The following is a 25,660-nucleotide window of genomic DNA, read 5'->3' as shown; positions in this document are numbered from 1 at the left end:
AAACATAGTTACTCTATATTTCTTCAATTTTGTGATGTTATCAGTTTGCTAATGAGCTCCCAAAGGGCGAGTTTAAAAGGCTTATATGCGGCGTTATTGATTTTGACAAGGGAATGACCATCTCTTCAATCAATGCCTTGCCTCTAAGCCTTTTAATTCTCGCTGAGTGGGCAAGAACTTAATCAACTTGGTATTAATATGCAAGGAAAATTTTGCATCAATAGCAGCTAAAGATACATTTATTCAGCCAAATTCAGGGGATTTATCAATTTAAGTTGCGCATCTACAAAAACACTAATAAACACAAACTGCTTTTTAAATTTTTTAAAAAGCAGTAAACCAAAGCCACTTCATCTACCACTACGTCCATGCAGTGGTTTAAAACTCATTAAAGCAAAAATTGACGCTATACTTGTCGCTATTAATACAGTCATTAATGCCGCTGTATTCATTTGCCCATAAAGCGCAAATCGTAATAGTTCTACACAGGCAGTAAAAGGATTAAATTGGCATAGCCAATAAAGCCAAATACTTGCCTCTTGCATTTTCCACAACGGATATAACGCACTAGAAAGAAAGAACATAGGAAAAATAACAAAATTCATTACACCTGCAAAGTTTTCTAATTGCTTAATTAAATTAGATAGCATTAATCCTAATGCCCCGAGAAAAAAGGCAATTAAGAAAATTGCGGGTATTGCAGTAAAGTAACCTATAAGCGGAATATCAACATCAACCAACTGTGCGAGTAACAAAAATATTACCACTTGTAATAGTGACAGCAGCGCACTAGCAATTAATTTACAGCATAATAAAAATGGCCTTGGTAATGGGCTCATCAATAGCACTTTCATACTACCCATTTCTCTGTCATACACCATAGAAAGGGAGCTTTGCATACCATTAAATAAAATAATCATACAGCACAACCCTGGGGCAATATATTGTTGATAGGTGATGTATGTACCATAAGGTTCCATAATTGAAACCCCCAAGGCAGCCCTAAAGCCTGATGCAAAAACAACTAACCAAAGTAATGGCCTAACTAATGCGCTTAATAAACGGGAACGTTGTTGAAAAAAACGTAATACTTCACGCTTAACAATACCTATAAAGCAATAAATATAACTAAGGTTCATTAGATAAGCTCCACGTTAGTAGTTAACGTGCGATAAAGCTGATAAATATCAGCAACCTTATGCGTTTCACATAGCTGTTTGCTGACACCCTGAGCTTTAATTTTTCCTTCATTAATAATAATTAATTGATCCTCTGCTGAGATTTCATCAATTAAATGAGTTGCCCATAAAACACAAATCCCCAGTTGCTGACAAAGTGTACCAACGTATTCTGTAATCATCTTTCTACTGTCAATATCTAAACCAACCGTGGCTTCGTCAAGTAACAAAACTTTGGGTTGATGAATTAATGCCCGTGCAATTTCAACACGACGACGATGGCCGCCATTTAATGTTCTTACTTTATCATTCAGTCGCGGCGTTAATTCAAGTTGTGACAAAATTTCACTAATATTGACTAAAGCTTGCGATGAAGAAATACCATGTAAAGCCGCATAATAAACCAAGTTTTGTTTTACAGATAAATCAAGATCTAGCGTACTTTGTTGAAATACAACCCCCATCGACCGCATTATTTGCGCTCTATCGGTTTTTAAATCATAACCATTGATTTTGATAGAACCCGATGTAGCTTGATAAAGCCCTGTTAACATTGAAAACAAGGTACTTTTTCCTGCGCCATTAGGACCAAGCAACACATTAAAGCCCATGTTAATGTTTAAATTTAGTTCTTCAATAACGGCTTTTCTACCGTAACAAAAGCTAAGTAGCTTGGTTTCAATACTCATGGTATTTGCCGTACCACTACACCCCAAGGGTAGCGGCCCACTTTAATTGATTTGGTTACTTTCATCTGGTCAACATCAATAACAGACACATCACCACTAATACCATTAGTGGTTAATAACTGACTTTGATCTTCATTAAAAGCTAACTGCCACACCCTTCGCCCCACTAATAAATATTTATCTATTTTCATCGTTTTTCTGTCAATCACAGCAACATGATTTGCAGGTCCTAATGCGATAAACGCAAAACGCCCATCTTTTGTCAATTCAATACCAACTGGCTGAATTCGATCACGATGAATACCATTAATTTCAAAAGAAAATTTTTGAATAATTTGTTGAGTTGCCACATCAAATATTACCACCGTGCCACCAATTTCAGCACTAACCCATAAAAACTTACCATCGTCAGTGAACTTAACCGATCTAGGTCTTGCATCAACTAAACTGTTTGCAAAGTTTTTGTGGGTTTTTGTATCTATCCAATGCACCATATTAGTCGTTTCAGACGTAACAACTACAATGCTTCCATCGGGACTTACTGCTAAGCCTTCAGGCTCAACACCAACATCTATTTGTGTGATAACAGAACGCGTAGCAATATCAATAACGGTAAGTAAGGCATCATCTTCGTTAGACGTATAAATAGTTTTGCCATTAGGATGTAAAGCAATCGTTTCTGGGTCTTCTCCCGAAGGTAATTCGCCAATAATTTGCTCTGTTTTTAAGTCTAAAATTTGAATGCTATCAGAATCACTTGCGCAAATATAAGCAAGAGTATGATCTTTATTCATAATAACACCACGAGGTCGCTGTCCTACGGCAATTGTTTTCACCACTTTATTTTCGCTTAAATCAATAACCGAAATATTGTCATCCTTCTCATTGGTAACATAGGCCAATTCGGTGCTATAGGTTGATTGACAACTAAAGAATGTTGCCAAAATTAATAAGTTTAAAAAAGGTTTATTTTTCATAAGTCGTACACGCCTTATTTACATTGAGATTCTTGAGCATCAAAGCCCAAAGTATCGAGATCAGTTAACGGATGAAGCATACCAGGCTGAGGTGATTGCGATACCAAAGCATGAGGATGTACTAATGCTAATGGCATTCGTAATTGTTTACTCCAAGAACGAAAGCTAAGTTTTCGTCCTTTGTAAGCCGCCAAATCAAAGTTCTTTGAATCAATATAATTTACAAGCTTATTAATATCATTCAAATGAAGTTTATGTGCGGCTTGAGCAACGCTGCGTACAGCAAGATAGCCCGCAAAGTCCTGCTCATTCATTTGTCTATCTGCCATTTCTGTAAAACGTGTTTGTAACTGCGCTGCCCCCCACTGTTCAATCACGCCATGCCATGCCAAAGCTTCTAAGCCAGCAGAACCAATAACAGGGCGAGGCAAATACGTGTTAAAAGGAATGAATTCTGCAAAATCTTTTGATTTATCGGCTACATATACCGCGTCATAATCTTTAACTGTTTGTGTGAACAACGGAATTTCTTGTTGAGCACTACGTCTGAGATCGGTATTAAAGTCCCATTGCTTTTCATCAATAATCTTTAAACCAAAACGTTTCGCAGAACGTTTAAATGACGTTGCAAGTTGAATATCTTCTGCTTTGCTACCCCGTATTAATAATACTTTATTCATACGACGATAGAGTAACCACTGAGCAAGCGCATCAGACTTCATCGCATTGCTAGGTATCGTATGAAATATAGAATTCAAACATTGGCTATTACGTAGCTCATCGTCAGATTCACTCACATTAAACAATAACACAGGTTTATTTTTAGCCCACCGATCAACTTCGGGTAATAACGACGCTTCGATAATGAAAATACGTTGACCTTTTAAGTATTCACTGTCTAAATAATCTAAAAATTGTGCTTTTTTTGTTGCTGTAAAATAGCTTAAATTAAAGTACTGCTGCAAAAATTTACCCGTAGTATTCGAATCATTTATCGCTAGTTTTGCGCCAAGATAACCACTGTTTTCTGGCTTTTCAAACAGACGAGAAAAAACAGGTGGTTTTTCTGGAATGAGTTTAATGTAACTAATATTAAGGGTGATTGGAGCCGACACAGCATTAAAGCAAAGTAACAACATACCAATAACAACACTTTTAAAAAAAAACATGACAACCTCAAACAAAAAATGATCAATGACTATGTGTCAAATTGATATGCTTTAACTAAATACAATAGAAAGCAAACAGAAAACTAAGCATATAGAAAAAAATACTTAAAGTGAAAAAGTTAACACACTAACAATAGTAGCATAACCTAATGATATACAAGAAAATAAAAACAAATTCATCATTTTCTATCGATAAATTCATACTAAAGGATGAGTTCCAACCGCGCTAAAGTACAATTCTTGAACCTAAGCAATATCGTTATGATGATTCCATAAAAAATAAAACACATTTATTAATTTACGAGAGAATGGGGTACGAAGTGATGGGAAAGTTTAAGTTTAATTATTTAGGGCGACATTATTTAATTGCATTAATGTCTATTTGTTCATTTGGGGCAGGGGCTCATGGTTCAGTAACACCACAAGCCATAGACACATCAACATTGCCCACATTAGGCGAAGAATGGGCTGATACTAACCCATACCGAGATACAGAAGGTGACGTCCGTACAGAAATTTTACGTGTTGGGGCATCAGCCTATAATCAGAATTGCGCTCGCTGTCATGGTTTAGGCGGCATATCTGGAGGTATTGCGCCAGATTTACGCCAATTACCAGCTGATTATGATGGCGATGAATGGTATATCTATCGCGTTCAAAATGGTGCTGTGCGTAACGGTGCAGTTTATATGCCTAAAATGACTGAACATTTGAACCAAGAAGCCCTTTGGTCTATTCGTACCTGGTTAGAGTCTGTCAGTGAAAAGCAATAATTACAATTTACTGATTGCATGGTTAAGCTGTTGTCTAATATTCTGCACAACAGCTTTCGCACGGTCATATGACGATATCATTGAAACTAATGAGATTACCGTTGCTGTTTATAATGATTTTGTTCCCTTTTCATACCAAGAAAATGAACAGGCAAAAGGCATTGATATTGACATTGCAAAGCATATTGCCAAACAGTTAGGTGTCACACTTAAGTTAAGGTGGGTCACTGCAGATGAAAATGTCGAAGATGATTTACGTAACAATCTTTGGAAAGGACATTACCTAAAACGCACTGTTGCAGACCTAATGCTTAGAGTTCCCTACGATAAAAAATATTCTGAACTGCGCGATGATATTGGTGAATTAGTACATGCTCAGGTACATATGTTTGCCCCTTACCATACAGAGTCATGGAAAATTGTGTTTAATAGTAAAAATATTGACACCGTTAGCACTATGGCTGTCTTCCAATATCACAACATTGGGGTAGAAATCGACTCTATCCCACAATTTTATCTCATATCAGCTTTTAATGGCCGCATGCAAAACAGAACAAAGCAGTATGCTTCAATACCGTTAGCTATTTCAGCTATGCAAGAACACAAAGTTGATGCGGTAATGGGATTACGTAGTCAGATAAGTCATTATCAACATAAAGTCGATTCCAACACATACCAATTAGCGAGCAATGCGTTTCCTATGATAGGAAAACAGCAATGGGATATTGGCATGGCAGTGAAAAGTGATTACCGTCAATTAGGTTATGCCATTGATGATATCGTCTCAGCCATGATAAAACAGGGTTTGATGGAGAAAATATTTAAAAAATATCATGCCATCTACCAAACTCCTCCTCTGTATTCTACTACTCAGCAATAGCTTTCAACATCCTCCTTGTTGTCATACTAAGTGATGAAAAAAATTCTACTGCTGAGTGATAGCAAGCCAAATAGATACATTTTAGTATTGATATAACCTGCTTAAATGGTTTTTCATGTATCTGGATGACAGGCATGACATGTATTTAGATGAAAGACATGAATTAAGTAGAGTTACGTAAGAAAGGAAGCTTATTAACAAGTATCGTTAATCAGAATCAAAACCCAAGAGGAAATAACAATGATAACAGCAGGTAAAACCAAGGTATTGTCATTATCTATGGCAATTTCTTTAGCGTTAACTGGCTTAGCACATGCTAGTGTAACGAATAAAGATATTATTAACGACCAAATGACCACTGACGATGTAGTAACCTACGGGCTTGGTTTAAAAGGGCAAAGATATAGCCCACTTAACAAAATAAATACCAATACCGTTAAAGAAATGCGTCCCGTTTGGTCATTCTCTCTGGGGGGAGAAAAACAACGTGGTCAAGAATCGCAACCCATGGTTAAAGATGGGGTTATGTACATTACTGGCTCCTACTCTCGTGTTTATGCAATAGACGTAAATACAGGTGACGAACTTTGGCAATATGATGCCAGATTACCTGATGGTATTATGCCTTGTTGTGATGTTATTAACCGTGGTGCCGCACTATACGAAGACCTAGTTATTTTTGGAACGCTCGATGCAAAACTTGTTGCCCTTAATAAAGACACTGGTAAGGTTGTTTGGAAAAAGAAAGTAGAAGATTATAAAGCAGGCTATTCAATTACGGCAGCCCCAATTATTGTTAAAGGCAAAGTAATCACTGGCGTGGCCGGTGGTGAATTTGGTATTGTTGGTAAAGTCAGTGCTTATGATGCGAAAAATGGTCAGTTAGCCTGGGAACGTCCAACAGTTGAAGGCCATATGGGCTACATCTGGAAAGATGGTAAAAAAATGGAAAACGGTATTTCTGGCGGCAAACCAGGACAAACTTGGCCAGCAGAACTTTGGAAATCAGGAGGCGCGGCACCTTGGTTAGGTGGTACTTATGACGCTGATGTTGATCTACTCTTCTTTGGTACAGGTAACCCAGCACCATGGAACTCGCATTTACGCCCTGGTGACAACCTATTTTCATCATCACGTTTAGCTATTGACCCTGATACAGGTAAAATCGTATGGCACTTTCAAACAACACCGCATGACGGTTGGGATTTCGATGGCGTAAATGAACTTGTTTCTTTCGATTATAAACAAAATGGAAAAACCGTTAAAGCGGCAGCAACTGCTGATAGAAACGGCTTCTTCTATGTACTTAATCGTGAAAATGGTGATTTTATCCGTGGATTCCCTTTTGTTGATAAACAAACATGGGCTTCTGGGCTTGATAAAAATGGTCGCCCTATTTATATCGATAGTAATAGACCAAGCGACCCTAGTGCATCAGAAAATGGTAAAAAAGGTAGTACAGTTGTAGCTGCTCCCGCTTTCTTAGGTGGTAAGAACTGGATGCCAATGGCTTATAGCCAAGATACTGAATTATTTTACGTACCTTCAAACGAATGGCAAATGGACATTTGGAATGAACCGACTGCTTATAAAAAAGGTGCAGCCTACCTTGGCGCTGGCTTTACCATTAAAGCAATCAACGAAGGTTACATTGGCGTATTGAAAGCTATAGATCCTAAAACAGGTAAAGTGGTATGGCGTTATAACAACTATGCTCCATTATGGGGAGGCGTATTAGCCACTGCAGGTAACCTAGTATTTACAGGTAACCCTGAAGGGTACTTGTTAGGACTTGATGCTAAAACAGGTGAAGTGAAGTATAAATTCAATACTGGCTCAGGCATTGTTGGATCACCTATTACTTGGGAAATGAATGGTGAACAATACCTAAGTGTTCTTTCTGGCTGGGGTGGTGCGGTTCCTCTTTGGGGTGGCGATGTAGCTAAACGTGTTAAACACCTAAACCAAGGTGGTAGTGTATGGACATTTAAACTTCCTAAATAATCTCATTAATATGCAAAAAAAAGGCTTTTGAATTGATTCAAAAGCCTTTTTTATTAACTTATCTAAGCTGTAGGTCAATTAAAATCGGTCAATTCACTCTAAAGTATGATGTTTTCAATGCAAAGGGATAATAGTTTCACTTACCCAACCAATACTACACTAGAAACATGAAAAAACGCTTTGGTGCCAACCAAAGGAAATACAAAACAGGGCCACGGAAAGAGTAATACTCTGGCAGGTCTCGATATGAGGTGATATATGATCTATGCAAATCCGGGAAGCGAAAATTCTGTTGTTTCTTTTAAACCCAAGTATGAAAATTTTATCGGTGGTAAATGGGTAGCTCCCGTTAAAGGAAATTATTTTACTAATACAACACCTGTGACAGGTGAGGTTATTTGTGAAGTTCCACGTTCAAGCACTGAAGATATTGAGTTAGCACTTGATGCCGCCCATGCAGCAAAAGCAGCATGGGGGAAAACCTCAGTACAAGAACGTTCAAATATATTATTAAAGATTGCTGAACGTGTTGAAGAAAATCTTGAATTAATCGCCGTTGCTGAAACATGGGATAACGGTAAACCAATTCGTGAAACACTCAATGCTGATATTCCGTTAACTGTCGATCACTTCCGTTATTATGCTGGTTGTATCCGTGCTCAGGAAGGCTCTATATCACAAATAGATGACGATACTGTAGCGTATCATTTCCATGAACCTATTGGTGTTGTTGGTCAAATTATTCCATGGAATTTTCCTATGCTAATGGCTGCATGGAAATTAGCTCCTGCGCTAGCTGCTGGTAACTGTATTATCATTAAACCAGCGGAACAAACACCTGCAAGTATTCTTGTCTTTATGGAATTGATTGCTGATTTATTACCTGATGGTGTATTAAACATTGTTAATGGGTATGGTAAAGAAGCAGGTGAAGCCCTAGCAACTAGCACACGTATTGGTAAAATTGCCTTTACTGGTTCAACTCCTGTTGGGCAACATATATTAAAATGTGCTGCTGAAAATTTAATTCCTTCTACGGTAGAGCTTGGTGGTAAATCACCAAACATATTCTTTAGCGATATTATGCAATTTGAAGACGATTATCTTGATAAGTGTGCTGAAGGCTTTGCGTTAGGTTTCTTTAACCAAGGTGAAGTTTGTACATGTCCTTCTCGTGCACTAGTACAAGAAGATATTTTCGATTTATTCATGGAAAAAGTACTTGAGAAAACCAAAAACATCATTCAAGGTAATCCTCTTGATGTTAACACTATGGTTGGTGCACAAGCGTCTAAAGAGCAATATGATAAAATAAAAAGCTACTTACAAATAGGTAAAGATGAAGGTGCAGTTGTGCTTTCTGGTGGTCAACATGAGAGTTTAGATGGCTCACTAGAAACTGGTTTCTATATCCAACCAACTATTTTGAAAGGTAATAACTCAATGCGAGTTTTCCAAGAAGAAATTTTTGGCCCAGTCATTTCTGTTACTACGTTTAAAAACCCTGAAGAAGCATTACAAATAGCAAATGACACTGCTTTTGGCTTAGGTGCTGGCGTTTGGACACGTGATGCTAACCTTGCTCATCGAATGGGTCGTGGTATTGAATCTGGCCGAGTATGGACTAACTGTTATCATTTATATCCGGCTCACGCTGCGTTTGGTGGGTATAAAAAATCAGGTATAGGCCGTGAAACCCACAAAATGATGCTTGATCATTATCAGCAAACTAAGAACCTATTGGTAAGCTATAGCACAAGTCCTTTAGGGTTCTTTTAAACTATCTCCAACTCGATATTTTGGATAAATGAGTGCTTTGCTTTTATACAAAAGTACTCATTTATTCCAAGGAGAATCAAGCAATATACATTAGCTTTTTATAATATTTCCAGAGATTATAAAAATTTACTTGGGTGTTAGCATGCCTTTAAAAAGATCATACCACCTTAAAATCAGGGTATTATTCGCCCTTTTTTTTATGTTAACACCCTCTTTTTACACGTTTGCATTTAATGTTAGTGATAGCCAAAATGCCACGTCAATTTCTGAAGATATTGCCCAAATATTTCCTAGCGCAACTCGCATAGGACCTGTTGACAAAGACATCCCTGTAACACCTGTTTATCAACTAAATGAACTACTAGGTTATGTTTTTGAATCTGACGATTTCACCCATTTTATTGCTTTTTCAGGGCAAACTGTCAATTTACTAATAGGTATTGATACACAGGGTGTACTCACTGGCTTAAAAATATTGAATCACCATGAACCCATATTTTTACACGGTTTAGGCGAACAACCCCTCTTTCGATTTATCAAACAATACCAAGGACATTCCATTAAAAAGCGTTTTATTATTAACGCACGCGATAAAACAGCACTCGACACTACTTATTTAGATGGAATTACACGGGCAACCATTTCAGTATTAGTGATTAATGACACCATTATTGCTTCTGCCCTTAAAGTGGCACGTGAAAAACTCTCAGGATTTCTTGCTCCCTCGAATATTTCTATTAACTCTGAGTTCTTCGAAACACTCACCTTTGACCAGCTTGTTGAGCGCAATTATATTGGCCATTGGAAGTTAACCCGAGAACAAGCCATAGCAATTACTAACAACTCCTCCATTGCATTATCCGATGAAATAAACGCATTAAGCGAAGGAGAAAACAATTTTATTGAACTGTATTTTGCCTTTGTAAATATTCCTATTATTGGTAAAAACTTGTTAGGCGAGCAAGAATACCAGCGTTTACTTGAAAGCTTGAAACCAGGAGAACATGCCTTAATGGTTTTGAATCGTGGAAGTTATAGTTTTGTTAGTGAAGATTTTATTCCACAAACCGTACCTAACCGTTTAAGCGCCACACAAGGTACTCTTCCCGTAGATATTCGGGATATTGATTTTTACAGTTACTATGACCCCTTTTTTGCACTTACCTTGCCAGACTTTAATGACATTAAGGTGTTTAGAATAAAATCTCAATCAGGTTTTGAACTCAATAATGCATTTTCTTTGTCCTTAAATGTTAGTTATAACCAGTCTTTTTTAAGTAAACAGCAACACAATTTTTCTATTCAAACCACCTTGCCTGAAGCATTATTTGTGCATCAAGAACCAAAAGAAAACGTCACTGATAAATCTCCCTTATGGGTTAAAATTTGGATAAGCCGTAGCACTGAAATAATAATATTAGGCGTTTACCTAATTTTATTAACTTTGTTATTTATTAAACAAGAAACCTTAGCCAAAAATGCCAAAACCACCCATCAAGTGCGGTTTATTTCTTTACTCTTTGTCGTTGCTTTTATTGGTTATTATGCACAAGGGCAGCTATCTGTTGTTAATATTTACACTTTGCTACTCTCACTTAACAAAGGATTCAATATTGAGGTATTTTTACTCGACCCAATAATTTTTGTATTATGGGTATTTGTCTTTATTACATTATTTTTGTGGGGAAGAGGTTTATTTTGTGGTTGGCTATGCCCTTTTGGCGCATTGCAAGAATTTGTAACGTTAATTGCTAATAAATTAAAAATAAAGCAGTTCAAGGTTAAACCGCATCATCATAAAATAGCGCAAAAAATAAAATATATTGCACTATTTATTCTCGTTGGAATTTCATTTTATTCTTTAACATTGGCGGAAAAGCTAGCAGAAATAGAGCCATTTAAAACCAGCATTACACTTAGTTTTATTCGCTATTGGCCCTTTGCTTTATACGCCATAATATTACTAGTGCTTAGCTTAAAAATCCATAAGTTTTATTGTCGATACTTGTGTCCTTTAGGTGCTGGTTTGGCCATTTTGGGACGGTTCCCCTTACTTAAAATGCTAAGACGTCGAAAAGAGTGTGGTTCACCCTGTCATCTTTGTCGCACCAAAAAGTGTGGTATCGACGCTATCAACATTGACGGCTCTATTGACTACGGTGAATGCATTCAATGCTTAGAGTGTTTAGTTACAATTGAAAGCCCTCAACTTTGTGTCGTAAATAAATATTCAAATAAAACAACAAGAAAAAGCAAAACATCAAGGTCTTTAGACATAAAGGTTATGAACTAAACTCGCTAAACGATATGATAGATAAATAAGGAAATATAAACATAAAAAATACAAAGCTAAAACGTCATCAAAGGCAAATATATGAACCCAATAAAAACTATAACAGCAATCAGTAGAGCAACTGATCCATTCATTGCAAGCCAAGAGCTTTATCAACAACTAAACCAAGAAAATATATCTTTTGTACTTTTCTATTGCTCATCAACTTATGAATTAGATTCATTAGCAGAAAATATGAATAATGCATTTGAAGACATAGATGTTGTTGGTTGCACCACAGCAGGAGAAGTAACAAACAAAGGTTACGAACAACACTCAATAGTGGCTATTGGTTTTTCTTGTTACTACTTTGCTATCAGTGCTGTGTTAGTTGAATCAATGGAAAAGTTCAATACTATAAATGCACAATCTACTATCAATGAATTGGTAGAGCAATGCCAATCTAAAAACTTAACAACGATTAAAAACAATAGTTTCTTACTTACTTTACTTGATGGCCTTTCTTCAGACGAAGAACAGTTTTTAGTAACGCTAAACGCTGCTGCAAGAGGCACGCCCCACTTTGGTGGTTCGGCTGGTGACGATATAATCTTAGGGAAAACCCATGTTTACTATCAAGGGCGATTTTATCAAAATGCCGCTATTGTGATCATGGTAAACACCGTTTTATCTTTTGAAGTTTTTAATTGTAATCACATTAAACAGCCAACAGAAAGGTTAGTAGTAACAGCGGCTGATGCTGACAGTAGAACAGTCTATGAATTAAACGCAGAGCCTGCCGCACTTGAATACGCAAAACTTTTGAATATGAACATAAAAGACTTAAGCCCTAAAGTTTTCTCACTTAACCCTTTAGCAGTAAAAGTTGGTGGTCAATATTATATTCGTTCTATTCAAAAAGTTAATGAAGAGGACTTAAGCCTCACATTCTATTGCGCTGTCGATATAGGTATCGTATTAAGTGCTGTAGACATGGGCGACATATATGAACCAGTAACACAGAAATTAAATGAGATTGAGCAACGTCGAGGAAAATCTGAATTAGTGCTGGTATGTGACTGTTTTTTAAGACGATTAGAGATAGAACAAAAAGGTTTAGAAAGACAAGGAAAAATTTTGAATGCCCAGTACAACATCGTAGGTTTCAATACCTATGGTGAGCACATAAATGGTATTCACTTAAATCAAACCTTTACTGGCGTTTATATCGCAGGAGGCATGGATGAATGAACAAACCTTAATAGAAGAATTAGCGCAATTAAAAAAACAAAATAGCAAATTAAAAAAAATTAACGATGCCCTAATGCAGCGCGTTGAAGACAGCGGTGAAAACCAATATGCCCCCTATACTGCGTTTGAACATTCAGTTCATTTAGCTGAACAGGTAAGAGAAAAAACCCAAACATTAAATGAAACCTTAACGAAACTTGAACGTACTAACCATGCATTAAAACAAGCAAATGATAAAGCAAACCTTTTCCGGCAACGCTTTATAGATGCTATCGAAAGTATTTCTGAAGCCTTCGTTTTACTTGACAGTAAAGGTCGAATCATTTTACAAAACAGTAATTTTGCCAACTTTTGGACTGACTCGGGCTTACCCATAAAAGAAGGTGCTAACCTTAACGATTTGAAAGATTTAGCAAAAACACGCGGCATTATTCGACGAGCATCACCAGGTGACGCATTCGCCAGCCCTGTATACCAGTTGTCAGACGATCGCTGGTTTCAATTAAATGAGCATCGTACCAGCGAAGGTGGCTGGGTAATGCTCTATACTGATATTACCGCAGTAAAAAATGCCGAAAGTGCTCGTTATGAACGTGGCATGGCACAGAAATCACTATTATTACAAAACCTGATAGACAATTTATCTCAAGGCGTAATATTGATCAGTAGCCATAATAAAATTGAAGTCTGGAACATGCGTTTTGCTCGCATAAGCCAATTGTCTCCTCATCTTTTACGGTCAATGCCTAACACTCATTATTTAAAAAACCTGACTGAGCTAGACTTAACACCAAAATTAAATTCAGACGTTGACTACTACACCCAGACTTTAGCAAATGGAACCGTTGTAGAAATACGAGATCACCGATTAAATAACGGTAAAACGATTAAAACCTATACCGATATAACCGAACGTTATCGCAATGCTGAATCACTAAGGCAAAGTGAAAGTTGGCTACGATTAATTACAGACAATGTACCTGCGATGATTGCGTATGTTGGTAAAGATCTAAAATATCAATTCACCAATCAAGTATATGTTGACTGGTACGGTTGGCCTCAAGGTGGCCTTAATGGGCTAGAGCTAGAACTAAGTCGAGTTCATACAGACTTTACTCAATTGAAACCCTACCTTGATCGCGCATTAAACGGGGAAAGTGTTAGTTTTGAAATTGAAGAAAGAAATAAATTTAATGAGCCAAATTACTTATTAAAATCTTATGTGCCTAACCGAGATGTGCATGGCGAGGTACAAGGTTTTTTTGTACTCATTCGCGATATTACTGAACGACGTAAAAATGCCCTTGCTTTACAAAAAGCACATGACTTGCTTGAAGTTAGAGTGAAAGAAAGAACATCTCAATTACAAAGTTTAAATAACACATTACAACTCGAGGTAGAAGAACGTCGACAAGCTCAAGCTAACCTGCTAAAAGCCAAAAGCGAAGCAGAATTTGCTAACAGTTCTAAAACTAAGTTTCTCGCAGCAGTAAGTCATGATTTACTCCAACCCTTGAATGCTGCACAGCTTTTTACTAGTTCACTAATGGAAGCTCCATTTGAAGGGAAAACCAAAACATTACTTGGCTCGGTTGCTAATTCATTAGATGATTTAGAAAACTTAATATGTACTTTAGTTGATATTTCAAAGCTTGATGCTGGTGTTGTAAAAGCCGATAAATGCTCATTCAAACTTTCTGAACTACTCAACAATCTGGTCAGTGAATACCAACAAATCAGCCTACAGTTTCAAGTAGAATTGCGGTATGTCAGCAGTGACGTAGTAATAAACAGTGATAGTGTATTACTAGCCAGAATATTGCGTAATTTTCTCTCTAATGCTTTTAGATACGCTGGTAATGGTAAAGTATTACTTGGTTGCAGACGGCAAGGGAATCAAATATCGATCGAAGTATGGGACAACGGCATGGGTATTGCCCAAGACCAAATACAAGAAATATTTAAAGAATTCAAACGGCTAAAACCTTCTCAAAATGCCTTTCGTAATGGGCTAGGGTTAGGCTTAGCTATTGTTGATAAAATATCAAAAGTGCTTGAGCACCCTATTATGGTTAATTCTACTTTAAACAAAGGGTCAGTATTCTCTGTTAAAGTACCATTGGGCGAATTAAACCAAGTATCACGGTCAAATGATCCTACACAATTTATGCTAGCAACCTCCGTATTAACAAATAGTAATATTTGGCTTATTGATAATGATGCTAACGTCTGTGCAGGCATGTCACAGCTACTTGAAGGGTGGGGTTGTATCGTAACAACCGCAATAAGTCTAGAACACCTTCAACAGCAGGTCGACACTAATCATGATCACGCCGATATTCTAATAGTAGACTATCATCTTGATGATGACGTAAATGGCTTAGACGTTGCCAATGAAATTAATAATTGTCGCGATTTACCCTTACCTGTCATGATGATCACGGCAAATTACAGCAAAGAACTAAAAAATGAAGTCAGTAATAGCGATATACTGTTATTAAACAAACCTGTAAAACCGATGAAACTAAAAACATCCATGTTATATTTATTGAAATAATAATAAAGATATTAAAGGAAATCACTTGAGCTAAAATCAGCACTATCATGTTATGTGCTTTCATCACAGCGCTGATTCAGTTCAAGATTAAAGAAAACACAACTAACCTAATAGTTTTGCTAAACCTTGAGTTAATACTTGTTTTGCCTGTTGGCCTTCTTCCGTATCTAAATAACGTTGAGCACTTGCAATAAAGCTGGTGATCATTTCTGGTTTTAAGCCGAGTGCTTCAAACTGTCTTTTAACATCATTAATAGATTTTAATGACTCATTGTATTCTGAAGCCTTATCAAGTAATCCACCTAAACCTTCACCAGAGCTAAGTTGACTAATATCAGGCATTTGTCCAACTAGCCCTTCAACCCCTGGTAACGATTTAGCAAGCTGGCCAAATTGATCACTTGATACATTGTTTTTCACATAGTTCAAAATTGCACCCATGCCTCCAGATGCTTGGTCTGTGTTTACACCCAACCCACTCGTTAACATATCAACCAAACCATCACTACTTAACTTTGCAACTGCATTTTGTTCTTGAGTATCACCCAAACCAACAAGGTTTTTTAAACTGTCCAGCCAGCTAGTTTCTTCTGCTATTGCTGAACTACTCAAGGTGGCAACAGTTAAAAGTAAGATAAGCTTTTTCATAAAATTTCCTATAGTGTAAAAATATAATTTGTTTAAAAACTAGTATACAACAATTCTCATTCAACACAGGAACAATAATACTAGTCTACATTCTGGTTAGCGAAATTACAGATATTAGCTTTCTGTTTTAATTGTGACCTCTAGCTGCTTACTTTCTCCCGCAAACCATTTTTGCACATAGATAGAACCTAAAATAGGTGGCATACCATTTTCAGGTACTTCTTTATATCGAATACTATTTTTATTGTGCTTTTCAAATTCAAACTTAATTGTTTTTTCAGACAAAACCAACTCACTTTTAGTTAATATTTACACTGTTTTATATTATATAAATGACGATAAATAAATTCTAGCCCTTACTGTGCTGGCTCTTCCTCGGTTCTATTAAATGATTCAACAAAAGACTGCAAGCCTTCCTGAACTAAAGCATAAGTTTTATCAATAGTATCGCTAATATCTCCCTCAAGCACGTTCAAACTGGTTAGTACTTCTTTAGCTTCATCAAAACCTTGCTCTATACCCCCGCCAATAATATTAACAAAAGCATTTAAAGCTTCTTCTTCGTCCATTTCTGGGTGTTGTTCTCGATACGAACTTAGAAATTGGGTACTAAAAGAAACAATTCGCTCTGCCACTGCTTCAGGGCTAAAGTCTACGCCCGACTCATAAGCCTCTTCAACAGTATTCTCAACGCCCATTTCATTAAGTGCTTCATTAATTCCTTGTAGGGCTGTTTTTAATACCAGCGATAAAGGCTGATCAGCAATACTTGTATTGTAGTTCAAAGAAGATTCTATAATCGCAGCATTAAGCTGTTGTTTATTAGAGAGACTGATTGGCGCTTGCGCTTCCTCAATTTTTTGATCATCTTCAAGCTTAGAGGCTTGTTGACCCGTAGACATGTTATCTACTTTATCAGCCGACTTTGATAATGCTCGTGCATCTTGACTATAGGTGGTATTAGGGGGTATTGATGAACTCATAACACTTGCCTCTGTTTATTAAACCATACTTAGGTATCGGCTAAGTTAATTATAACTTAAGAATTAAATAACGCAGGTTTAAAAAAGAATTCAAGCTTTAATTAAACTTGCCGATAACTAGATTAAGCACTATTATTTAACAACCTTATATCTTTACCTGTTTATTATTACGGAGAGGCATTATGTCTATCAATATCAATAGTTCCCCAAGTTTTGCCCCTGCTAATGGTGGTGATGGCACAATATTACGTGTCGCGGTAAAAGCAAAAGAACTTGCGGAAGAAGAAGGTCAAATGGCATTGCAATTAATTGAAAGCGCAGCACCTTCTACTTCTAATAGCACAAGCAGTCCCGTAGGAAATATTGGCAACAATATAAACATTCAAGCTTAAGAAATAGATAGTTGTTTGACGCAAACAACTGGGCCAAAAGGCATTAGATAGTAATCTGTAAGAGATACCTTTACAGATTACTTATATGTTATCGCGGTGTAATTTATTCACTATCGCTATAGAGTTCAACCCGATTTCTCCCATTAGCTTTTGCTCTGTACATTGCAATATCGGCTTTTTCTATTAGTTGGTCTCTTGTTGAACCATGGGTAGGATAAGTTGAAACCCCCATACTAACTGTCAACGAGATTTCAGTTTTATCAGCGAGTGTAATGCGATTACTTTCAATGGTTTTGCATAACTTCTGAGCCACTGTATGCTGTTTCGCTTCTTCTAAATCAGGTAAAAGTACGAGAAACTCTTCTCCTCCCCAGCGAAACAATAAGTCATTTTCTCTAAGGTGCTCCTCCATTTTATTAACAAAGGCTTTTAAAGCGATATCCCCTACTCGATGCCCATATTGATCATTGATGGCTTTAAAATAATCTATATCAATAAAAACAACGGCAAATGGTTCGCCGTTAATGCGAGAAGTAGCAATTTGTTGTTCCAAAATCTCATGACAAACCCGACGGTTAAAAGCTCCTGTGAGTTCGTCTCGTGCAGCTTGGTTTTCTAACCTTTCTTGTAGAGCAACCTGATCCGTCACGTTCTGTACCATGCCAGCAACAATAGCTGGGGCACCTTGTGCATTTCTTTTGCTGACTTTTCCTCTGTCATCAACCCAAATATAGTGACCAGCTCGATTTCTTAAACGGTATTTAGCTTCAAACTTATCGGTACGTCCTTGCAAATGTTCTTGCATTACGGCAAGCACTCTATTTTTATCATCAGGGTGAATACCATCTATCCAAAAATCAACCTTTGATGCATCTTCCTCGGGGCCATAACCTCGCATTTGCATCAGTTTGGGACTGACATACAGGCTATCATTCTCAATGTTCCACTCCCATATTCCATCTGAAGCTTCATAAAGTGCATACCACAGACTATGCTTATGCGCCTCCATTTCTTTGTCTCTCATTTGACGTAAGCTAATATCACGAGCAACAGATAAGAAAAAATGCTGTCCCTCATAGTATATATTAGACGTACGAACCTCTACGGGGAAAGAACGGCCGCCTTTACGTTGATGATATCCTAAAAATACATAAGGCTTTTGTGATTGTGAAATGACTTCAGCAATTTCGCTCCAATGTGGTTGATTAAAAACGGAATCTTGTAGACTTAAAACAGAGTTATTAATAATTTCTGCTTCTGTCATCCCCACAGATTCACAAGCCATTTTATTTGCATATAAAATATTGGAGGATTCAGGATCAATAAGGTAAACAGCTTCGGGAAGATGATTAAGGGCAGAAGTTAATAGTAAATTATGAGACACTGTGCTGCATGCTATATCAATGTCTTTTGTAGTTTTTTTCATACTTCGTCTACCTAAAGTGGAATGTATGGAAAACTCCACATTACAATCAATGAATTTGAGCTCATAGAAATAACACTGTAGATATTTCTGAAAAGAAATATCTAGCAGATCCATGTGTGCGTTATAATCTTACACGATATGATCACTAAACGATAACCGTATTTCCCAAGAAAAATACACTTTTATGCCTATTTATTTTCAAACAGCATAGCAAGTAAACGGTAAAGTAATTCAAACAAAAAAAAGCGTTTACTTGAAATCAAGTAAACGCATTATAAAACATAAAACACTAGGGAAATAACATATTCATATAGTAAGAGTATCCCAAAGTGGAAAAGTTCCCTTTATAAGAAAAAAAATTGATAAACTTCTAATACTCAATACCTAATATTAATACGGTGCAGGATATTCTCGTAATACCTTATCTATATCACTTAATACTGCTGTACTGAGTTCAAGGTTAAATCCTTTTATATTTTCTTGTAACTGAACCATGCTTGTTGCGCCAATAATGGTAGAGGTCACGCCATGAATTTGCTTACACCATGCTAATGCCAATTGTGAAGGAGTAATATTATACTGCTTGGCAATGTCAACATAGGCTGCGGTTGCCTTATGTGTTGAAGGGGTATTTCTAAAGATGCCGTTTCTTTGTTCAAATGTCCATCGGCTACCTTTAGGTAGAGCATTGTTTAAATATTTACCCGACAATATACCCGTTGCAAGCGGTGACCAAGGCAGGTAGGCAATATTCTCTCTAATACAGTTTTCAATTAGATAAGGTGCATCTTGTGGGTGGAGCAAATTAAATTCGTTTTGAATCGACACAATGCGTGGTAAATCATATTGCTCACTCAGTTTTAAATAGGTATTAATACCCCACGGTGTATCGTCTGATAAACCACAATACCTTATTTTTCCTGCTTCGACACAGCGCGATAAGCCTTGCAAAATATCAAGCATATTTTCAACTTCATGGGCTGTAGTTGTTTGTGTAAAGTCCACTTCGTTCGGCCAATGTTTACCGAAATGCGGAAAACCACGATTTGGCCAATGTAATTGAAATAAATCAATATAATCAGTTTGCAAACGTTTTAATGATTCATTAACAGCAAGTTCAATATTTGTACCTGATATCGGGCTGCCCTCTCTTACCCAAGGTAATCCTGAGCCAGATATTTTACTTGCCAACACAATATCTTTTCGTTTACTAGGATTATTAGTGAGCCAATTACCAATAATTGTTTCAGTTTTTCCGTAAGTATCAGGTGTAGGAGGAATAGCATAAATTTCAGCCGTATCAATAAAATTAATATCTTGTGATAGTGCATAATCAATTTGTTGATTAGCCTCTTCTTGATTATTTTGTAAACCCCACGTCATGCTTCCCAAGCAAACTTCAGAAACTGATAAATCGCTACTTCCTAATAAAGAATATTTCATAATTACCTGTAATTACGTTAGTTAAATTGTAATTATTATACTATTGCTTGAACACAGGTGAAAACTAATCAACCAATAGTTACGCTAATAATGTAACAAAAAACTATTTTTTATGGATATCAATATAACGTTGGCGCTTTTTCGGTAGTAATTTGTCAAGATCAACCACCACCAAACCATCAACACAGTCGTTAAAATCAGGGTCGATATTAAATGCTGAAAAACTCACACCACCCTCTTCGCATAACCCTGAATACTGTTTATATAATGTTGGCACACTCACCCCCACATTAGCCAGTAGGTGCTTCATGGTAGTGAAGTCTTTTTCTTTATCATTCCCTTCAAATGCCGCGCTAAGTTGATCCTTTTCAAACTCATCTAACTGAAACGGTGTTTTTGCTTTTGCCAGCATTTTTTCATCTAAAAAGTAATATTGGTAATAATGCATAAGCAAAGTTTTAGCTGCTGTGGGTAATGCATTACTAATACTAACAGGCCCAAACAAATAGCGGTATTGAGGATTTCTTGCAACGAAAGCGCCAATACCAACCCACAAATATTCTAAGCTTCGCTTACCCCAATATCGAGGCTGAACAAAACTTCGCCCCAGCTCTAATCCTTGAGTAAATATTGGTTCCATACTAGGCTGATAATCAAATAAAGTATTAGTATATAATCCTTGTGATTGTGAGTTATTAATCAGTTTTTGGGTTTCACCAAAACGATAGGCACCAACAATTTCTAAATCTTTATCGTCCCATAAAACCAAATGCAAATAATCTTGATCATAGCCATCAATATCGCGACGTTTTCCTGTTCCTTCCCCTACCAAACGAAAAGCGACTTCTCTTAATCGCCCAATTTCACGCATAATAGGAGAGCTATCTTGATGACGATACAAGATAATCGCTTTACCATCGGTAGTATTACCTAGCATTTCACATTCGCTTATTGCCGCTTTGAGTTCTGCACGATTCTCAGGGTGGGCAATCGCTTTTTCAGTTTTTAAAATTTCCGCTTTATTACGCGCAATATTGTACAAATGTTTTTTGAACAATTTAACCTTACTCTGCCCAGGCACGTCTAACGAATCATAATGTTCAAAAGGAATAACATCGCCTATTTTGATGTTCATACGTTTATGAGCTTGTTTGAACATTTCCTTTATCAAAAGCAAGGTCGATAATGGTTTATAAACTGCTGATATTGCGTAAAAAAGCGCTGAATTTCGTGCATCCATGTAAACAGGCAAAATAGGGGATTTAGTGGCGGTAGCAAAACTGAGAAAACCCTTATGCCAACTTCCATCACGAACGCCAGCAGGCCCCATACGAGACACTTCACCCGCAGGAAAAATAATCACAACTCCCTCGTTGTTAAGGTGTTGATAAATAGCTTCAAGATTTTTTTTGGCCGTTTTTCCACCCATATTATTAACAGGCAGTAAAATAGGATGTAATGGTTTAACTCCCATCAGTACCTTGTTGGCCACTACTTTAAAATCAGGTCTTATTTCACTGACCATTTTAATCAATGCTGCGCCGTCTAAGGTACCAATGGGGTGGTTAGCAATAATAACGACTCGGCCCGTTGCAGGAATTTTCTCTCTGTCTTTATCGCTAAGACAATAACCAAAATCAAAGTGGTCAAGCATAGCCTCAGCATAATCTACCCCTTTAGCAAAGGGATATTGCTTTTCAATGTTCAGTAATGCTTTTTCATGTAACAGATAACGTAAAATATTTCTAAAGCTTTTACCCACCAAAGATTGTGGGTGCATTTGGGGTAGATTTTCAGAAACCACCTGATCAACATTAAACATATTAAGTCCGCCATCAATAGATAAACTGTCTATTTCAGTAATGTAACTTATCTATATGGCTAATATTTGACGTTTAAGTGACAGCTTTATGACAAAGCTAGATACTGCTTAATTTGCCTTATAACCCAATTCCCTTCATCTAGAGGGAGGTCATGACCAGCACTTGAATGCTCAACTAAGGTTCCCCCCAAATAATGATGTAAATGCTGACTGGCTATATTATTTACCAAACGATCTTTTCTACTAGTTAACACCAATAACGTAATGTTAGCTAAAGGTTTCACTTTAAAGCGTGATGCGGCAAGTAACTGACGGATCAGATTAAAAAAGCTTGTACGTTGAACACGTCGATATTCGGTCCAGTGAACTAGGGTTTCAGCATATTGCTGTTTATTTGAGGTGAGCTGTAAAATTTCTTTTTCAATAACTTCATCACTGCCTTTGCTGATAATAACCAAAAGTGACCTGGCTACAGCAACCAAATTAATTCGCTTATACCATGGTGTCAGGTTAGCAGCGCTAGTATTAATCAGGGTGATTGACCGTATCTCTTGTGGAAATCGATGTGCCCAATCAAGTGCAATCATGCCACCTAATGATAAAGCGACTAAATGGATATTAGCTAACGATTTTTCTGATTTTTCACCTAATATCAAGCGACAGTGATCTGTATACTCGGCAATAAGAAGTGGACTGTTAAGTGTAGCAAAATCACCATTTCCACAGGTATCTAAAACGCTCACCTCATCATCAGGAAAAGCGTGTTGAAATTTTGCTATAAATGTCCCCCAATGACGATAATCACGCCCAAGGCCTCTTAATAATAACCAATGTCGACTCATGTTGCTCGATACCATTGTTTAACCGCCGCTTTACGCATATCACTTTTTGTTTGGTTTGTGGGTAACCAATTTGAATAATTTGAAACTGCTTGCGTTAAAAAGTCAAATAAAACCAAGTGACTACGCTGAACTCTAGACCAACGATGCTCAACATTAGGATTAAATAATCCTTGATATGAAAACATTTGTTTCGGGCTTTTCTTAACCCAATTCCAAGAACCCATTTCTAATGTTAAGGATAAAAACGAGCTATTAAATTCATGTTTCACAATTTTTCCAACATGATCCCATAAATCACCGTGCGTAGTATATTGCCTTGACTGCGGTTCAAAAACATAATTATTATGAGGATACGTTTGTTGCCACAACTGATATAAAGCAAAATAATTAGCGACTGTGCGCGGTGGTCTTTTACGGTAGGCATAGGGGATCCACAACCGATCTCGAAAACCAAAACCTGAATGACAATCTAGCACTAAATTAAAGGGTCGATGCAGACATTCTTGCTTAAGAAAATCCACCAATAATTGATTTTCACATTCAAGACTCCCATTACCTCGATACCAGGGTAAATGACGACTCAATTGTTGTCCGCCAACAAACCAAGGCACTTTTTCTTGTGCATCAATGGGTGAATTTCGCATTAAATCAACACCATTACCATTTGAGCGAGTCCCTTTCAACATACCAACGGGATTCATCACGGGCAGAAAATTATAGCGAATATTGTTTAATGAACGCATAAAATTACTATCCCACTTTCCTCGCGACACTAACGTATGTAGATAACTTAAAACAACCTGACTACCAATGCGCTCAATACCGTGAATACCGCCAATAAAAGTAATTGCGGGAGCATTAATATTCGTACTACCAAAAGACAAACCTACTAAGGGCAGTTTATGTGTTTTGTGCTTACTCATTTTTGCATCAAGCACAGCGTGAACCTCTGCCTGCATGAACCCTTGACCTTGCTGTATTAGTGTCGAGATACTTTCATATTCAGGCAATAATTCAATAATTTCATCATTAAGGTAATCTGAAAAGCTTGCGAACTTTTTGGAAAAGTTTGGTAAGTGGTCACTCACTGGCATTTTGCCTAGACTCAGTTAATAAATTGAGCTCATTGTAATCTTACATTTATGACATTTTGATTACAAAGTAAAGTGAGTTACTGTACCTACGCCTTAGCAAAAAAACAGTCAGCAATACATTCAACAGCAAATAACCAACGAAGACAAAGTACTTTTGTCTTCTGACCAATGGCAAGCCTTAACGTTGATAGATGGTGTTAGCTATGCCGATGATTTAGCTTGTGCTTTTACTGATGCTCACAAAATAGCGTCTAGTTATTCACTTATTGATAAGTATAGCAATTTACCCTCAAATGCCATTAACCCAAGCTGGGTAATAAGTAAGAACAAAGATATTTTTATTGTTGAAGCAACAGGCATCGATGTAATATGAGCCAAAAGGTCAATGTATAATGAAAACAAAGTAAATAGGCTTTATGGCGTTACAGGCATATTTTTACCTGGTGATCATACTCGAAGTTTTAATTGGTATGAAAAGTTACAAAAAGCCAATACCGTTTCTTATTACAAAGACGCTGACTCAGGTAATACCTTTAGCTATAAAGATGAAATAGTCGAGGTGTTTTTTACCCCAGCAGAAAACGCCATTGAACGCTTTGGTTACCCTATTTAAAGAGTTAGCACCAAAAGCGGTTTTAGAGGCAACTAAAGAATCGGTACTCGCTTATAATAAACAATGTTTAACTAAAGCATACTGTAACTTTCCTGCGGCTAGCTTTATTACCGCTATTTACAATAATAATTATACTGACTTTACAGCACAAAATGAAAGTTTCACTCAAAACATGCTTGAACGCTACAAAAATCACTTGCTGGTTACTAACGTATTACTACAAAAAATGGGATTTGAAACTCCTAAAAAAAACACGTTGAATCTTTTCCCATATTTTGCAGAGTACTACTTACATCTATTTGACAAAAAATACCCTAATTGTAATAGAGCACAACAAACATTAAGTATTCGGTCTGACACACAAGCCTATAACATTGTTGACCAAGATGACAATGTGATAGAAAGGCATGACAGCGTTGCGCTATACAGTGACTATAAAATACCTATCACCATGGTGCCAATGTGCAATCAGATTTGTGGGCAGACGGGCCCATCGCGAACCTTAAGTGATTTTTCAAATATGATGGCACATCCTTCCATGGTTAAAATACTAGACGGTGTTCATAAAACAATGGACACCTTTAGCTGTGACAGCCCTGAAATACTTACCCTAGAAGCAGGCATATTGGGTATATTCAAATCCCTAAAAGAAAAACCTAGCCAAAAAGCATTTCAAGAAAGAAGTTCTTTGCTGTAAACACTATACCCAAGTACCCAAGGTTAAAATTAAATCCGTTAAGCAAATCAAAGTAATTGCTCACTTATACCAAGTTGATTAAGTTCTTTCCCACTCAGCGAGAATTAAAAGGCTTAGAGGCAAGGCATTGATTGAAGAGAATGGTTGTTCCCTTGTCAAAATCAATAACGC

General features: G+C 36.9%; 23 protein-coding genes. 11 read left to right on the top strand and 12 right to left on the bottom strand.

Annotation, left to right across the window (positions count from 1 at the left end; genetic code table 11):
• Nucleotides 1-350: 350 nt before the first annotated feature.
• From ACE1OF_RS18230 to ACE1OF_RS18215, 4 genes are read right to left on the bottom strand one after another with little or no spacing between them, the layout of a single operon-like run.
• A complete protein-coding gene (locus ACE1OF_RS18230; RefSeq protein ID WP_448896223.1) occupies nt 351-1,139 on the bottom strand; it encodes an ABC transporter permease in 789 nt (262 codons plus the stop codon).
• Nucleotides 1,139-1,867, bottom strand: coding sequence for an ABC transporter ATP-binding protein (locus ACE1OF_RS18225; protein WP_448896221.1), 729 nt, complete (start codon nt 1,865-1,867; stop codon nt 1,139-1,141). The genes ACE1OF_RS18230 and ACE1OF_RS18225 overlap by 1 nt, the downstream gene beginning before the upstream one ends.
• Complete coding sequence (locus ACE1OF_RS18220) at nt 1,864-2,844, bottom strand: YVTN family beta-propeller repeat protein (RefSeq protein WP_448896220.1); 981 nt, start codon at nt 2,842-2,844, stop codon at nt 1,864-1,866. Before ACE1OF_RS18220 ends, ACE1OF_RS18225 begins: the two co-directional genes overlap by 4 nt.
• Before the next feature lie 14 nt (nt 2,845-2,858).
• The gene (locus ACE1OF_RS18215) at nt 2,859-4,013 is read right to left on the bottom strand and encodes an ABC transporter substrate-binding protein (RefSeq protein WP_448896218.1); all 1,155 of its coding nucleotides are present in this window, start codon (nt 4,011-4,013) and stop codon (nt 2,859-2,861) included.
• A gap of 374 nt (nt 4,014-4,387) precedes the next feature.
• Between ACE1OF_RS18215 and pedF the strand changes: the two genes are divergently transcribed.
• The 7 genes from pedF to ACE1OF_RS18180 all read left to right on the top strand — a co-directional run bounded on the left by pedF (nt 4,388) and on the right by ACE1OF_RS18180 (nt 15,529).
• Nucleotides 4,388-4,786 carry a cytochrome c-550 PedF gene (pedF, locus tag ACE1OF_RS18210; RefSeq protein WP_448896225.1) on the top strand — a complete coding sequence of 133 codons (399 nt, stop codon included), beginning with the start codon at nt 4,388-4,390 and terminating at the stop codon, nt 4,784-4,786.
• Nucleotides 4,773-5,666 (top strand): substrate-binding periplasmic protein, encoded by an 894-nt coding sequence (locus tag ACE1OF_RS18205; protein WP_448896216.1) that lies wholly within the window; start codon nt 4,773-4,775, stop codon nt 5,664-5,666. Before pedF ends, ACE1OF_RS18205 begins: the two co-directional genes overlap by 14 nt.
• Nucleotides 5,667-5,906: 240 nt before the next feature.
• Entirely contained in the window at nt 5,907-7,670 is a 1,764-nt protein-coding gene (locus tag ACE1OF_RS18200) for a PQQ-dependent methanol/ethanol family dehydrogenase (protein WP_448896215.1), read from the top strand.
• A gap of 258 nt (nt 7,671-7,928) precedes the next feature.
• A complete protein-coding gene (gene exaC / locus ACE1OF_RS18195; RefSeq protein WP_448896214.1) occupies nt 7,929-9,449 on the top strand; it encodes an acetaldehyde dehydrogenase ExaC in 1,521 nt (506 codons plus the stop codon).
• A 199-nt stretch (nt 9,450-9,648) separates the two neighbouring features.
• A complete protein-coding gene (locus tag ACE1OF_RS18190) occupies nt 9,649-11,742 on the top strand; it encodes a 4Fe-4S binding protein (protein WP_448896224.1) in 2,094 nt (697 codons plus the stop codon).
• 81 nt (nt 11,743-11,823) lie between these two features.
• A complete protein-coding gene (nosP, locus tag ACE1OF_RS18185) occupies nt 11,824-12,972 on the top strand; it encodes a nitric oxide-sensing protein NosP (protein WP_448896212.1) in 1,149 nt (382 codons plus the stop codon).
• On the top strand, nt 12,965-15,529 hold the full coding sequence (locus tag ACE1OF_RS18180) for a NahK/ErcS family hybrid sensor histidine kinase/response regulator (protein WP_448896211.1): 2,565 nt from the start codon (nt 12,965-12,967) through the stop codon (nt 15,527-15,529). The genes nosP and ACE1OF_RS18180 overlap by 8 nt, the downstream gene beginning before the upstream one ends.
• Before the next feature lie 102 nt (nt 15,530-15,631).
• On the opposite strand, the gene ACE1OF_RS18175 is transcribed toward ACE1OF_RS18180, so the two are convergent.
• The 3 genes from ACE1OF_RS18175 to ACE1OF_RS18165 form a co-directional block, all read right to left on the bottom strand.
• Nucleotides 15,632-16,177: a DUF2780 domain-containing protein gene (locus tag ACE1OF_RS18175; protein ID WP_448896210.1), complete on the bottom strand. Its 546-nt coding sequence runs from the start codon at nt 16,175-16,177 to the stop codon at nt 15,632-15,634.
• A 114-nt stretch (nt 16,178-16,291) separates the two neighbouring features.
• On the bottom strand, nt 16,292-16,462 hold the full coding sequence (locus ACE1OF_RS18170) for a hypothetical protein (RefSeq protein WP_448896209.1): 171 nt from the start codon (nt 16,460-16,462) through the stop codon (nt 16,292-16,294).
• A gap of 71 nt (nt 16,463-16,533) precedes the next feature.
• Nucleotides 16,534-17,160, bottom strand: a complete 627-nt coding sequence (locus ACE1OF_RS18165; RefSeq protein WP_448896208.1) for a DUF5610 domain-containing protein — start codon at nt 17,158-17,160, stop codon at nt 16,534-16,536.
• A 182-nt stretch (nt 17,161-17,342) separates the two neighbouring features.
• On the opposite strand from ACE1OF_RS18165, the gene ACE1OF_RS18160 reads away from it, so the two are divergent.
• Nucleotides 17,343-17,552, top strand: coding sequence for a cytoplasmic protein (locus tag ACE1OF_RS18160; protein WP_448896206.1), 210 nt, complete (start codon nt 17,343-17,345; stop codon nt 17,550-17,552).
• A gap of 103 nt (nt 17,553-17,655) precedes the next feature.
• Here the strand turns inward: ACE1OF_RS18160 and ACE1OF_RS18155 are convergent, their stop codons facing one another.
• The 5 genes from ACE1OF_RS18155 to ACE1OF_RS18135 form a co-directional block, all read right to left on the bottom strand.
• Nucleotides 17,656-18,978: a sensor domain-containing diguanylate cyclase gene (locus ACE1OF_RS18155; protein WP_448896205.1), complete on the bottom strand. Its 1,323-nt coding sequence runs from the start codon at nt 18,976-18,978 to the stop codon at nt 17,656-17,658.
• 390 nt (nt 18,979-19,368) lie between these two features.
• The gene (locus tag ACE1OF_RS18150; protein WP_448896204.1) at nt 19,369-20,421 is read right to left on the bottom strand and encodes an aldo/keto reductase; all 1,053 of its coding nucleotides are present in this window, start codon (nt 20,419-20,421) and stop codon (nt 19,369-19,371) included.
• 103 nt (nt 20,422-20,524) lie between these two features.
• Nucleotides 20,525-22,243, bottom strand: coding sequence for a GNAT family N-acyltransferase (locus ACE1OF_RS18145; protein WP_448896203.1), 1,719 nt, complete (start codon nt 22,241-22,243; stop codon nt 20,525-20,527).
• An 86-nt stretch (nt 22,244-22,329) separates the two neighbouring features.
• Entirely contained in the window at nt 22,330-23,085 is a 756-nt protein-coding gene (locus ACE1OF_RS18140; protein WP_448896202.1) for an alpha/beta fold hydrolase, read from the bottom strand.
• Entirely contained in the window at nt 23,082-24,173 is a 1,092-nt protein-coding gene (locus tag ACE1OF_RS18135; RefSeq protein WP_448896201.1) for a M14 family zinc carboxypeptidase, read from the bottom strand. The genes ACE1OF_RS18140 and ACE1OF_RS18135 overlap by 4 nt, the downstream gene beginning before the upstream one ends.
• Before the next feature lie 160 nt (nt 24,174-24,333).
• Here ACE1OF_RS18135 and ACE1OF_RS18130 point away from each other — a divergent pair, with 160 nt between their 5' ends.
• The 3 genes from ACE1OF_RS18130 to ACE1OF_RS18120 are packed head-to-tail and all read left to right on the top strand — an operon-like array spanning nt 24,334 to nt 25,489.
• Nucleotides 24,334-24,552, top strand: a complete 219-nt coding sequence (locus ACE1OF_RS18130) for a hypothetical protein (RefSeq protein WP_448896200.1) — start codon at nt 24,334-24,336, stop codon at nt 24,550-24,552.
• Nucleotides 24,553-24,564: 12 nt separating this feature from the next.
• The gene (locus tag ACE1OF_RS18125) at nt 24,565-24,792 is read left to right on the top strand and encodes a hypothetical protein (protein WP_448896198.1); all 228 of its coding nucleotides are present in this window, start codon (nt 24,565-24,567) and stop codon (nt 24,790-24,792) included.
• Nucleotides 24,767-25,489, top strand: a complete 723-nt coding sequence (locus tag ACE1OF_RS18120) for a hypothetical protein (protein WP_448896197.1) — start codon at nt 24,767-24,769, stop codon at nt 25,487-25,489. Before ACE1OF_RS18125 ends, ACE1OF_RS18120 begins: the two co-directional genes overlap by 26 nt.
• The last annotated feature ends 171 nt before the right edge of the window (nt 25,490-25,660 follow it).

The organism is Colwellia sp. E150_009, from assembly GCF_053543955.1.
This window is presented reverse-complemented; position numbering and strand designations above follow the sequence as displayed.